Below are 12,875 nucleotides of genomic sequence, written 5' to 3' on the forward strand. Positions count from 1 at the left end.
ATTAATCCTTATGTAATGATGATGCTTGAACTTGTTTTTTCCACTCACTTAAATACACTTTCTCCTCTGTAGGGAGTCCAACAGGTAATTGTGCAATCAATTCTAAACTATTTCCGTCAGGATCGTTAAAGTATACGGCGGCATGCGCTAACTCTGGAAAAACAATTGGTTCAATTGGCTCCATTCCAAAATCTTTTCGTGCTGAAATGCCTTTTTGGTTTAGCCAATGTATTGCATGTTCTAAATCATGTAAGCTTACTTGAAAGGCGATGTGTCGTAAAGAGGGATGATAATTTACTTTGTATTCTGTACCTTCCCAAAGACCGAGCCAACTTTCATTTTCCTTAATCCAAAAGAAAGCAATATCGTCTCCTCTTTTATATAATTTTAGTCCTAGCGATTCGTAAAAAGGTATAGACACTTCTAAGTTACGGACAGGTAAATGTGCTTCGTAAAGACCTTTAATCATTGTAATCCTCCTAAGTAAAAATATTTCTTATTTCATAGTAAACGTTTTTTTATTAGTTGAAATCACAAAAAAGAGGGACATAACTTCATACGAAAGTATGAAAAAAACAGCTCAAATATGAGCTGTTTTCTTATAGTTTTTCGTTCATTTGTTAAGGATAAGATATATTAGTATCCGTATCCGCCGCCACCCCAACAGCTACATCCGATGATGATTAGAAGGATGAATAGTACGATAAGCAAAGCAAATCCACCGCCGAAACCAGCGCAACTTCCACCATAACTCATATGTTTTCCTCCTTTTGAGTAAGTTAATCTATATAATTCATGGACTACTGTATACAGTATGTTTTTCGTATGGAAAAGGAGCCAGTCTCTTGAGTAATTAGACAAACGCCTGTATGGTCATTTTGATTGTATATGGAGCTAGGAGTATGTGAAGAAATCATTATATATTTCGCGATTTGTTCATAAAAAATATAAAAATTGTAAAAAAAACCATTTTTATATTTTTTTATGAGAGGATTTGTACTATAATTTTACAAGTAATATTATGGGAAAAGGGAGTTTTAGTGAAGAGATGGAGATGGGACAACTACAAAATAAAATAGAAACTAAAAAGAAAGAGCTAATTCAACTTGTTGCTAGACATGGATTGGATCATGATAAAGTTTTGTTATTTAGCCGAGATTTAGATATACTTATTAATAAGTTTATGAATGTGAAAGATAAAGTACATAAATAATTTGCAGTTTTTTATATTAAGATATTCAACGAAGAGGAGAGAGATATATTTGGAACATTTACAAGAAGAGCTATATAAACAAATAAAAGAAGAAAAAGGTATTGTTACAATTTTTTTAAAGAGTGGCGTTAGAATAGTAGGAGAAGTTGTTGCAATAGACAAATTTACCGTTTTAATGTTAGTTGATGGAAAACAACAACTTATTTACAAGCAGGCTGTATCAACAATAATGAAATAAGACACTCGTACTGAGTGTCTTATTTCATTATTGTTTGCAAGCTTCAACGTCAATGCCGGCAGCTAATAATTTTTTTTCACCATCTTGCTCAATGATTTTTTGTAATTTAGATAGGAAAGAATCAAAGTTTGTATGCTTTGCTACTTGGAATGTCATTTTATGCTCAATTGGCAACCACGTATCAATATCAGCTTCGTTATGCTGAATTTTTACCTCAAGCTTATCAAGTGCGTTAGCAACTTTTGCTTCGTATGTTTCTTTCGCTTCAAACTCCATCCATAAATCATATAATTCCTCGCCGAGAGAACCTTTTAATGTTCGTTTAATATTTAAAATTGCTTCTTGTTCATTTATTTGTTTTTGTAATTGTAATTCATGACTATTCATTGTATCAAAAGCAGGAATATCACCAGCTTCTGCTTCGACTAGATCGTGAATAATAACCATTTTAAGTAATTTTTCAATATTTACTTTCTGATCTAAATAAGGTTCAACTAAAATGGCCATTAGAGACATGCGCCACGTATGTTCAGCAACGCTTTCTTGACGTCCGTTAGAAAGCCAGCTATGTCGCATTTCATATTTTAGTTTTTCTGCTAGTGTAATGACTTGTAAAATGTTATGTTCCATCGTGATCCTCCTCATATTTCTATACTATAATTCTAATATGGAAATGAAATGTGTCAATTTTATGAGTATATTGCGATAAATAGATGATGAGCGTATAATAAGCATTATATGTGAAAACGCATTATTAAAATAAAAAAATGTTTTATAAAAATGAAAAGGAAAGGGCAGGAATATGGGAGACAAAAATCAAGGATTTGCTAGACCAGAAAGAAGAAAAAGGAAGTTTGACATTTCTAGCCCATTTGGCATTTTAGTAGGTTTTGCTATAGTGATAGCGGCAATTATGCTTGGTGGAGGCGGAATAAAAGCTTTTAAAAACTTTTTAGATGTTTCATCTATTTTAATTGTCATAGGGGGAACAACTGCGACAATTGTTGTGGCATATCGATTTGGAGAAATAAAAAAATATACGAAAAGTATTTTTACTGTTTTACATAGAAAAGAAGAAGATTTAGAACAGTTAACGGATTTGTTTGTTGATTTTTCGAAAAAATCTAAAAAACACGGTTTACTTTCTTTAGAGGTTGATGGAGAGCAGGTGGACAATCCTTTTATTCAAAAAGGAATTCGATTAATGTTAAGTGGTTACGATGAAGAGGAATTAAAAGAAGTGTTAATGAAAGATGTTGAAACGGAAGTGTATGAATTAAGAAAAGGGGCAGTATTATTAGATAAAATTGGCGATTTCGCTCCGGCTTGGGGTATGATAGGGACTTTAATTGGTCTTATCATTATGCTTCAAAACTTGCAAGACACATCGCAAATTGGTACAGGGATGGCAGTTGCGATGTTAACGACATTGTATGGATCAGTACTTGCAAATATGATTGCAATCCCTCTTGCTGAAAAAGTGTATCGTGGTATTGAAGATTTATATATAGAGAAGAAGTTTGTTATTGAAGCAATTTCAGAATTGTATCGTGGACAAATTCCGTCTAAATTAAAGTTAAAACTCGATACGTATGTATACGAAACAAAGATAAAAAAAGTAAAACGAGCAGCCTAATATTGCAAGGAGTGGTATGGTGATGATAAAACGACCGCAAAAGGGATCGCCTCGTTGGATGACGACTTTTACAGATTTAACGATGTTATTATTAACTTTCTTTGTATTACTAGTTGCTACTTCAAAGCAGGATGCAGTAAAATTGTCAAAGATGCTTGAAAAGTTTAGTGATACGGAGCAAGTTGATGCAAAAGTAATGGAAAATACTATACCAGATATTTCACATGAAAAAAATGATGAAAAAATGGTCTCAAAAAAGCGAATGGACGACTTGTACAAAAAGTTAAAAGCATATGTAGATAATAACGGTATTAGTCAAGTGAATGTATATCGAGAAGACACAGGGGTAAGCGTTGTTATAGTAGATAATTTAATATTTGATACAGGTGATGCGAACGTTAAGCCTGAAGCAAAAGAAATTATTAGCAAATTAGTCGGATTTTTTCAATCCGTACCAAACTCAATTGTTGTGGAGGGGCATACAGATAGTAGACCGATCCATAATGAAAAGTTCCCTTCTAATTGGGAATTATCTTCAGCACGAGCAGCTAATATGATCCACCATTTAATTGAAGTGTATAATGTGGAGGATAAAAGGTTAGCTGCGGTAGGATATGCAGACACAAAGCCAGTTGTACCGAATGATTCACCGCAAAATTGGGAGAAAAACCGTCGCGTTGTCATTTATATTAAAGAATAGTATTTTAGTATTTTAGTAATAAAATACTAAAATGCAGAAATTCTTTTAAAAAAATATTAAATTTTATCGTTTTATTTTGTATAATGAGTGAGAATGATAAGGTGAAATATTAAGATATATTTATACATAGAAGGAGAGAATCAAAAAGAATGGCACATAAAATTTTAGTTGTAGATGATGCGATGTTCATGCGAACAATGATTAAAAACTTATTAAAAAGTAATTCTGAATTTGAAGTAATCGGAGAAGCGGAAAATGGAGTGGAGGCAATTCAAAAATATAAAGAACTTCAACCTGATATTGTAACATTAGATATTACTATGCCAGAAATGGACGGACTTGAAGCATTAAAAGAAATTATGAAAATTGATTCAAGTGCAAAGGTTGTTATTTGTTCAGCAATGGGACAACAAGGTATGGTATTAGATGCAATTAAGGGCGGGGCAAAAGACTTTATTGTAAAGCCATTCCAAGCAGATCGCGTAATCGAAGCTTTAACAAAAGTAGCAAATAGCTAATATAAAAGGGGTGCCACAAGGAATCAAAACAGTGATAACGGATAGATGTGTGGCCCCTTTTTTCTCATTTTAAAACACTAAATTGTTATACATAAATGAAATGTTTGTTAGACAGGTAGGGGATGAAAATGCAAACAGATCTATTAAATATATTTTTTGAAGAATCGGAAGAACATTTACAGTCGCTAAATGAAAATGTGCTAACTTTAGAACAAAATCCCACTGATATGGATGTTGTGGGAGAAATATTCCGCTCAGCCCATACATTTAAAGGTATGTCTGCGAGTATGGAATTTACGGAAATGGCGGATTTAACGCATAAAATGGAAAACGTTTTAGATGAAATTCGTCATGGGAATATAGTAGTACATGCGGATATTATTGATGTGATTTTTGAATGCATTGATAATTTAGAGAAAATGGTTGCAGATGTGCAGCAAGGCGGAATGGGTAATATTGATGTAGTCGCAACGAAGCAAAAATTAGAAGCGTTATTGAACGGAAATGTAGAAACTTCTATGGAACATGTAGAGCAAGAGTCTATAAACAATGATGATGCAGTTTCGCATGAAGTGCATATAACCGTTGAACAGCAAGCTATTTTAAAAGCAGTACGTGCCATTATGTGTATTGAAGCACTGCAAAATATAGGTGATATACAAAAAACGGTTCCTAGTATTGAAGAAATCGAAGCGGATGCTTTCGGGTTTGAGTTTACAGTATTTATGAATACGGATCGTAGTGAAGAAGAATTGAAACAGGTAGTGCTTCACGTTTCTGAAATTGAGAAAGTAGTAGTGAAACAAGGAGAATCATTACAGGAAGTAGATTCGATGGTTGCTACGCAAGAAACTACGCGAGTAGAAGAAATGATACAGCCGTCTGTAGTTGCGCAGGTGGAAGCATCTATTGAGACAGCGAAGCAACCTGCAAGTACTACGCCAACTAAAAGCACTGCAAAAACGAAAAATGCTAAAGGTGAGAATCGTTCCATTCGTGTGCAGCTAGAGAAAATTGAACGATTAATGAATATGTTTGAAGAGAGTGTAATTGAGCGTGGTCGCATAGATGAATTGGCACAAGCAATTCAAAACAAAGAATTAATTGAGCATTTAAATCGATTAGGCGATATTTCAAAAGATATTCAAAATGTACTTCTAAACATGCGTATGGTGCCGATTGAAACAGTCTTTAATCGTTTCCCGCGTATGGTGCGTATGTTAGCGAAAGATTTAGGGAAGAAAATCGATTTACAAATTACGGGTGAAGATACAGAAGTTGATAAAATTGTTATTGATGAAATCGGTGATCCACTCGTTCATTTAATTCGTAATGCAATTGATCATGGTATTGAGACTGTTGAAAAACGTCGTGATGCAGGGAAAAATGAGACGGGTACAATTAAATTAGAAGCGTTCCATAGTGGAAATCATGTCGTAATTCAAATTACGGATGATGGAAATGGAATTCATAAAGGGAAAGTATTAGAAAAAGCGATTAAAAATGGTGTTGTAACAGAATCTGAGGCAAATAAATTAACGGATCGTGAAGTGTTTGATCTCATTTTCCAACCAGGATTTAGTACAGCAGAAGTAGTATCGGATCTTTCGGGGCGCGGGGTTGGATTAGATGTTGTAAAACATACAATCCATAGTTTAGGTGGACATTTAATTATTGATTCAGAAGAAGGAAAGGGAAGTACATTTAGAATTGAACTTCCATTAACGTTGTCCATTATTCAATCTATGCTTGTTCAAACGAATGATAAACGTTATGCTTTACCTCTTGGTAATATTGTTGAAGCAATTCGAATTAAGAGAGAAGACATCCAATCCATACAAGGAAAAGATGTGTTAAACTATCGTGATCAAATTATTGAAGTGAAGCATTTAAGTACTGTATTTGGTGAAAAAACAGTAGATGAGGCATTTGAATCATATGAAAGTCAAATGGTTCCTGTGTTAATTGTTCGTAATACACATCGTAGCTATGGACTTATTGTAAACACAATTATCGGCCAAAGAGAAATAGTCTTAAAGTCATTAGGTGATTTCTTTGCAGAGAGTTCGAACTATTTCTCTGGCGCGACGATTCTCGGCGATGGACGAGTGGTCCTCATTTTAAACCCAGAAGGTTTATAATAGGAATGAAGGAAAGCTCCCCACTTGTATACAATTGGGGAGCTTTTTGGTTAACTACATACTAATATAAAAAATTAATATATATAGCAGGAAATAAATACATGTTCACGATTTACGTAATAAGTTTGTTAAAATGTAATGAGTGTATTCATTGAATAGAAAAACAAAAATGAGGAGGCAGGGAAAATGCCTGAGCAACACACAAAAGGGGATACGAGCACAATTGTGCTAGAAAAAGAAAAGGAGCTTTTAACGCCTCAAGAATGTGATATTCTTGGCGAAATTGCAAATATATCATTTGGCTCTGCTTCGACAGTATTATCAACGATTTTAAATAGGCAAGTAAGTATAACTGCTCCTCATGTAGAGTTAGTGGATTTATACGATACAAGTGATGTTGAGGTTCCTCATGTTGTATTAAATATTTATTTTACAAAAGGATTAGATATGGAAAATCTACTTGTCCTTCAGCAAGATGTTGCTTTATCTATTGCTGATTTAATGATGATGGGGACAGGTGAAGTGGAAGAGGGAAAAGAACTTGGCGAATTAGAGCTCAGTGCTGTACAAGAAGCGATGAACCAGATGATGGGATTCGCAGCGACGTCTATGTCGGAATTCTTCCAAGATACAGTAGACATGTCACCGCCGACAATTAAAGTCGTAAAGTTATTAGAAGAGATGGAGAAAATCTCTGGAATAACTGGAAATAACACGATTGTGAAAGTGTCGTTTGACCTTAAAATAGATAATCTTGTAAACTCTAAACTCGTACAAATTGTTTCAGTTGAACATGCGAAACAAATGATAAATAAATTACTACAATTATCTGGTGGCGTAGAAGAGCAAGACGAGCCAGCAGAAGTAGCGGAAGCTGAAATTGTAGAAGAACATGTTAAAAAAGAACAGTTAACGCAAGAAGAGAAAGATGTACTTGGGGAAATTGCCAACATTTCCATCGGTTCAGCTTCAACGGTATTATCAACGCTTTTAAATCAGCCGGTTACGATTAGTACACCCAATGTAGAAGCGATTAATGTGCGTCATTATGACGGTGTACCGGTTCCCTTTGTGATTTTAAATGTCGATTTTGTTGAAGGTTTAAAGAATGAGAACGTATTCGTATTTACGAAAGATGTTGCTTTGACAATGGTAGATTTAATGATGATGGGAACAGGGGAGATTGATCCAGAGAAAGAGCTTAGTGAATTAGAGCTGAGCGGTATTAAAGAAATCATGAACCAAATGATGGGGCATGCGGCAACAGCGATGTCAGAAATGTTTAAAGAGAAGATGGACATGACGCCGCCAGACGTTAAATTTGTCACGTTAAAAGAAGAAATGGAATATTTGGGAGAGTCAATGGAAGTGGATGAACTCGTTCAAATTACGTTCAACCTTGAAATTGGCGACTTGCTTCAATCGAAAATGTATCAAATTTTACCGATTTCAGAAGCGAAAGAAATGGTAAGACGACTGCTATATCCAATGGTGGAAGCAGAAGAAGAGATTGCAGAGGAAGAAATGGAAGAAGAGGTTGTAGAACCTGTTGTACAACCTATTGAATTTAAAGAAGTGAAACAAATTGAGCCAGTGTATATGGATACATCTATTCTACAAAATGTAGAAATGAATGTGAAATTTGTATTTGGAAGTACAGTGAAAACGATTCAAGATATATTAAGTTTACAAGAAAATGAAGCCGTTGTATTAGATGAAGATATTGATGAACCAATTCGAATTTATGTAAATGATGTATTGGTGGCGTATGGTGAACTTGTAAATGTAGATGGATTTTTCGGAGTAAAAGTGACGAAATCACTATAAGGCGTTGAAATAGTAGATGAAAAGCGTAAAGTTTTTTCTAATTTGCTGGCTATGCATACATGTGTGCTTGCTCTTCCCGCTGCAAAGTCAGGCGGAAGAGCAAAATGTGCCAGAACAAAATATAAATGAAGTGAATGTACAAGAAGAGAATAAGGAAGTTCAAGAACAGCCAGAACAGGTGGAAATGAAGCAAGATAAAGAGGAACAACAAGAAGTAAAGAATGAGCAAGAAACCGAAAAAAAGATAGAGACGGATCAAGGGATTATTACAATAAATAAGCGAGAATTAAAGATTGGCGAAGAAGTACGGATTATTATAGAGCCAAAAGAGAAAAATATTCAAAGTATAAAAGGTATGTTGCGTTTGCAAAAAAACAGTAATCTGTATGAGCAAGAAAGAATGATACCTTTTGACTATGAAGAAGAGACGAAGCGATGGATTGCTAACTATAAGGTCGGGATTTTTGATTTGCAAGGTGATTGGAACCTTCAGCTTATTCAAAGTTTTAAAGAAAATGAGAAAGAAGAGCTTATAGAAAATGAAGTGAAAGTTCCTCTTATTCGTATAAATAATGAAACACCAACAATAGATAAAGAGATGCCGAAGTTGCATAAAGTCACTATTGACGAGGCGACGGAGAATGTAATCGAACGAAAACGAGGCGATTCTATACGTGTAAGAGTGAAGGCGGCAGACGTGGAATCGGTTGTGAAAGAAGTTCGTGTTACATTAAAAGGAAAAGAAAATAAAGAGATTACATTTTTATTAGATTACAATAAGCGCGACATGGAATGGCAAAAAGTATTTGAAATAACGGATGCATTGCCAAATGGGACATACGAGCTACTTGTAGAGGTAGTAGATGCGGCTGGAAATAAACTCGTTGAAGAAAGTGAGTATGTCGTTTCTGTTTTGGAACAAAAAACAGAAGATGATAAAAAGACAGAAGAACGAGAGAAAGAAGATAAATTAGAAAATAAAATAGAAGATAAGAAAGAAACTGAGAAGCAGGAAGACACGAAAGTAGAAATCCCGCTGCAGGAAGAAAAACAGCCAGTTGTTCAAATTCCGAAAAAAGAAGCGAAAGTAAACGACCTTATAAAAGAACCATTGAAAGAGAAAGAAAAAATTACTTATGTTATAAAAGAGCCTCTCACAGACAACAAGGAAGTAAATAATACGAAGGCTCAAAAAGATAAAGATAATAACAATCAAGTCATTTCGAAAAAGAAAGAAAAAAAAGAAGAGCCAGAAGATAAGAAAGAAACTAAAAGTGACCATGGAATACAAGCTTCTAATGTATTTGCTATTATGTCAGGTTTATTCGTACTATTTTTAGTGTTAAAGAGTAATAAAGAATGGGGCTAATTATTTCATCATAGTGGAGGCGCTTAAATGGAAATTAAACGTACGACAATTGAAAATAAGACGCTACAACCATTAAAACAGCCTGCAGCTATTTCGGAACATGAAATCCAGAAAGAACGAAAGTATAGTAATCTAGTGTTTACTGGACAGTCTAAGATTATTTCGAAAAATAATGAAATCGGGATTTTACTTGCGAGTTTAGGTGATGGAAAGGTTATGAAGGAAATGCTTTCTAAAGAGATGGATACAGTATTACAACTCTTTAAAAAGTTACATACATTATCTGGAGAAGGAAAGCAAACAGATAAAATATTTGAACAAGTCATGAGAAGCCTGCAGGGACTTGTTAAGCAGGCGCATATAAAAGAACTTCCTTTGTTAGATGGAACGTATGATTTCGCTGAAGTACAACTATCATTTGGTAGAAAGGTACACATTCCGTTATTAGATGTAAGTGCACTCCTCTCTAGCGTGGAGAGTGATTCATCAGAAGGAAATATAAATTTAATGGTAACGGTTATTACTGCGTATATCACGAAATTGTCTAACGAAACCATTTTAATTAGCGTCACGGATCGCACAGCTAAAGAGCGGGATGCAAGTGTATGGAGAGCACTTGCAGAAATGAATATGACACAATTATCACAGGCGTTGAAACAAACGGTGCAAGAACATAAATGGTCAATGACGTTTCTTTTTCTCGTTATATGGGTTGCTTGTATTATTTTAATTCGAGTTATATAAGAAACGAACGGAATCACGCAATTCTTCGTTATGATTTTAGTAAATAAATACAAAAAAAGCAGGGTGCAATAATCCTGCTTTTTTCTATATTTTTTCATAAAAGAATGTATCAAAACGCTGAAGATTGAATCGTTCAGGTGTTAAAATTTGTTCTGTGCTACCGACAAATAGCACACCGCCTTTTCGTAAAGAACGGCTAAACTTTTCATACAGCTTGACTCTTGCTTCTTCAGTGAAATAAATCATTACATTACGACAAACAATTAAATCGTAATTTGTATCGAACGATTGCATTAATAGGTCATGCTGTTTGAACGTGACGTGTTGCTTAATATTTTGATGTAATGAATATACATCATCTTCTTTTGTGAAATGACGTTCTTTCAAATCGCTAGGTAATTCTTTTAAAGAACGGTCCGTATATTGACCACGTTTTGCACTCTCTAAAATATGAAAATCAAGATCCGTTGCTAGTATTTCATAGCGAAATGGAGAGAGATGTTTCGATAAAATTAAAGAGAGTGTATATGGTTCTTCGCCAGCAGCGCAAGCGGCACTCCATACTTTTAATTTTCCGTTATTTTGTTCGAGTAATTTTGGCAGTGCTTTCGATTCTAACGTTTGCCAACGTTCTTTATTTCTAAAAAACTCTGAAACGTTAATTGTAATATAGTCAATAAAACTTAAAAATAAGTTTTGATCAACACGTAAAGTACTTAAAAACGTAGTGTAGTTTTCAAAGCCTTTTCTTGAAATAAAAGCATCGATCCTACGGCGCATCCTATCTTGTTTATACGAAGCGATATCCATATTGAATTGTTGTTTAAAACTCGCGATAAAATGATCATAATCTTGTTCAATTATCATATTTACAATGGGCACAATAACGATATTGTGCCGCCCCCTTTACATCATACGAATTTTTTGTTCAAAGCTTTTTTTCATTTGTTTTTCATGTAAACCTGGTAAATCATAAATGACAGCATCAATCCCAGCTTCTTTTGCAATGTCAACGGGAATGACAGATGTATGTTTGTCTCCGTTATAAAAACAGAGAACTAAATCGGTATCTTCAATAATTTGTTTCACAAAAAACATATAATCAGATCGATAAATAGAGTCGGAAGGGTGATCAAAAGCAACATACTCGGCTCCGTGTGATTTTAAATAATCTACGATTTCTTGGAATTCATCTGTTACTGCTTGTAACGGTTGGAGCGTGTAAAGGCATAAATTTTGAGCGAGTCTTTCGTTTTCAACGAAAAAACGAAGTACCTCATTTTCAATAGATTTATAACATAATATGTAAATTTTATGTTTGTGAGCATAGTCAGTTAAAAATTTTTTGATTTCTTCTTGATCTAATGCTGTTAATTGATTTGAACCACAAAGAAAAATATTCATAGAATTGTGCCACCTCATGCTAAATTGTAACATATCTTCTATAAAAAATAACTGCAAAATATTAGTGTTCAGAGTATAATTATAAATAACTAGATTTTACGATTAACTTTTGGAAGAAATAAAAAAATAAATAGGTGATATATATGCTGCGTTCAATCTCGCATAATCCAATCTTATCGCATATACCGCCTGCTACTCAAATGCCGAAAGAAGCAAATGTCAGGACTGGACTTGCATTTTCGGATAATTTGCATGCAGATCCGAAAAAAGATAAGTTGTTAGAACAAATGGAAGCGTTTGTTGATAATATTGGAGAAATTAAAGAAAAAATCGAAATGGAATTAACACTTGATAACGTAATGGAATACAAAAATACGGTAAAATCATTTTTGAATTTTTACGTTGATAATGTATTGCAATATAAAGATGTCATGTCTCGTCATCCGCGTTATGGCTATTCACAGAAAATGACGATTGTAAAACAGGCGGAAATGGGATTGAATGAGTTAGAAGATGTTATGAACTTAATTAATACAAAAACAGGACATTTAGAAATGTTAAATCAAATTGGAGAAATCCACGGTTTAATTGTAAATTTAGTCTTGTAAAAGGGAAGGAAGCTATATGTATATACAATTATATGAAAAGCTCGTTATTATTCAAAAAGCATATGAAAACATTCAAACGCTTGGAGAACAAATATATGAGAATTTAAAAAATAAAAATGTAAATGCAGTTCAAAAGTTACAAGTAGAGCAATTGCAGTACATTGAAGGTTTAAAACAATTATCGAGATCATTTGAAGAAATGGTTGTTCAGTTTTGTAAAGAACAGGGAGTGGAATCATTTCGCGTAAGTGCGTTATTTTCGTATTTTTCTCAAGAAGAAATTGAGAAAATGGAAAAATTACAAAAAAACTTAATTAGATTAGAAGAAAATGTAAAAATGCTTCTTTTGAAAAATCAATATTACTTAAACGTACTATTAAAAACTACAGAAAGTATTGTGGATTCAGTTTCTGAATATAACTTAGAACGAAACAATAATTCGCAAATCTTTATGAATGAACTATTGTAAAGGGGAAG

16 protein-coding genes are annotated in these 12,875 nt (G+C 33.8%); 11 read left to right on the forward strand and 5 right to left on the reverse strand.

Going from position 1 to position 12,875, the window contains the following annotated elements; translation table 11 throughout:
* Nucleotide 1: 1 nt before the first annotated feature.
* Nucleotides 2-469 (reverse strand): VOC family protein, encoded by a 468-nt coding sequence (locus ACTFRN_RS05875; protein ID WP_000589699.1) that lies wholly within the window; start codon nt 467-469, stop codon nt 2-4.
* 167 nt (nt 470-636) lie between these two features.
* On the reverse strand, nt 637-756 hold the full coding sequence (locus ACTFRN_RS05880) for a YjcZ family sporulation protein (RefSeq protein WP_000120179.1): 120 nt from the start codon (nt 754-756) through the stop codon (nt 637-639).
* Between the two features lie 238 nt (nt 757-994).
* Between ACTFRN_RS05880 and ACTFRN_RS05885 the strand changes: the two genes are divergently transcribed.
* Nucleotides 995-1,213: an aspartyl-phosphate phosphatase Spo0E family protein gene (locus ACTFRN_RS05885; protein ID WP_002091864.1), complete on the forward strand. Its 219-nt coding sequence runs from the start codon at nt 995-997 to the stop codon at nt 1,211-1,213.
* Nucleotides 1,214-1,262: 49 nt separating this feature from the next.
* Nucleotides 1,263-1,451 (forward strand): RNA chaperone Hfq, encoded by a 189-nt coding sequence (gene hfq / locus ACTFRN_RS05890; protein ID WP_000400661.1) that lies wholly within the window; start codon nt 1,263-1,265, stop codon nt 1,449-1,451.
* Nucleotides 1,452-1,478: 27 nt separating this feature from the next.
* Here the strand turns inward: hfq and ACTFRN_RS05895 are convergent, their stop codons facing one another.
* A complete protein-coding gene (locus ACTFRN_RS05895; protein WP_000400783.1) occupies nt 1,479-2,081 on the reverse strand; it encodes an HD domain-containing protein in 603 nt (200 codons plus the stop codon).
* 172 nt (nt 2,082-2,253) lie between these two features.
* Between ACTFRN_RS05895 and ACTFRN_RS05900 the strand changes: the two genes are divergently transcribed.
* From ACTFRN_RS05900 to ACTFRN_RS05930, 7 genes are all read left to right on the forward strand, one after another.
* Nucleotides 2,254-3,087 carry a flagellar motor protein MotP gene (locus ACTFRN_RS05900; RefSeq protein ID WP_088106580.1) on the forward strand — a complete coding sequence of 278 codons (834 nt, stop codon included), beginning with the start codon at nt 2,254-2,256 and terminating at the stop codon, nt 3,085-3,087.
* A 22-nt stretch (nt 3,088-3,109) separates the two neighbouring features.
* Complete coding sequence (locus tag ACTFRN_RS05905) at nt 3,110-3,787, forward strand: OmpA family protein (protein ID WP_000596046.1); 678 nt, start codon at nt 3,110-3,112, stop codon at nt 3,785-3,787.
* Nucleotides 3,788-3,936: 149 nt separating this feature from the next.
* Complete coding sequence (locus ACTFRN_RS05910; RefSeq protein WP_000940577.1) at nt 3,937-4,305, forward strand: response regulator; 369 nt, start codon at nt 3,937-3,939, stop codon at nt 4,303-4,305.
* A 128-nt stretch (nt 4,306-4,433) separates the two neighbouring features.
* Complete coding sequence (locus ACTFRN_RS05915) at nt 4,434-6,446, forward strand: chemotaxis protein CheA (RefSeq protein WP_001192588.1); 2,013 nt, start codon at nt 4,434-4,436, stop codon at nt 6,444-6,446.
* 186 nt (nt 6,447-6,632) lie between these two features.
* The gene (locus ACTFRN_RS05920; RefSeq protein ID WP_001114998.1) at nt 6,633-8,273 is read left to right on the forward strand and encodes a flagellar motor switch protein; all 1,641 of its coding nucleotides are present in this window, start codon (nt 6,633-6,635) and stop codon (nt 8,271-8,273) included.
* A 16-nt stretch (nt 8,274-8,289) separates the two neighbouring features.
* The gene (locus ACTFRN_RS05925; protein ID WP_088106581.1) at nt 8,290-9,642 is read left to right on the forward strand and encodes a transglycosylase; all 1,353 of its coding nucleotides are present in this window, start codon (nt 8,290-8,292) and stop codon (nt 9,640-9,642) included.
* Nucleotides 9,643-9,669: 27 nt separating this feature from the next.
* Entirely contained in the window at nt 9,670-10,386 is a 717-nt protein-coding gene (locus ACTFRN_RS05930; RefSeq protein WP_000403991.1) for a hypothetical protein, read from the forward strand.
* Between the two features lie 84 nt (nt 10,387-10,470).
* Here the strand turns inward: ACTFRN_RS05930 and ACTFRN_RS05935 are convergent, their stop codons facing one another.
* Both ACTFRN_RS05935 and ACTFRN_RS05940 read right to left on the reverse strand, forming a co-directional pair.
* Complete coding sequence (locus ACTFRN_RS05935) at nt 10,471-11,253, reverse strand: CheR family methyltransferase (RefSeq protein ID WP_000582894.1); 783 nt, start codon at nt 11,251-11,253, stop codon at nt 10,471-10,473.
* 39 nt (nt 11,254-11,292) lie between these two features.
* Nucleotides 11,293-11,790, reverse strand: a complete 498-nt coding sequence (locus tag ACTFRN_RS05940) for a flagellar motor switch protein FliG (protein WP_001020115.1) — start codon at nt 11,788-11,790, stop codon at nt 11,293-11,295.
* Nucleotides 11,791-11,933: 143 nt separating this feature from the next.
* Here ACTFRN_RS05940 and ACTFRN_RS05945 point away from each other — a divergent pair, with 143 nt between their 5' ends.
* Nucleotides 11,934-12,398 carry a YaaR family protein gene (locus tag ACTFRN_RS05945; RefSeq protein ID WP_000946323.1) on the forward strand — a complete coding sequence of 155 codons (465 nt, stop codon included), beginning with the start codon at nt 11,934-11,936 and terminating at the stop codon, nt 12,396-12,398.
* Nucleotides 12,399-12,414: 16 nt separating this feature from the next.
* Nucleotides 12,415-12,867 carry a hypothetical protein gene (locus tag ACTFRN_RS05950; RefSeq protein ID WP_000275908.1) on the forward strand — a complete coding sequence of 151 codons (453 nt, stop codon included), beginning with the start codon at nt 12,415-12,417 and terminating at the stop codon, nt 12,865-12,867.
* Nucleotides 12,868-12,875 lie beyond the last annotated feature (8 nt).

It is taken from the genome of Bacillus cereus group sp. MYBK245-2 (assembly GCF_051916145.1).
In the GTDB taxonomy this organism is placed as follows: Bacteria; Bacillota; Bacilli; order Bacillales; family Bacillaceae_G; genus Bacillus_A; species Bacillus_A pacificus.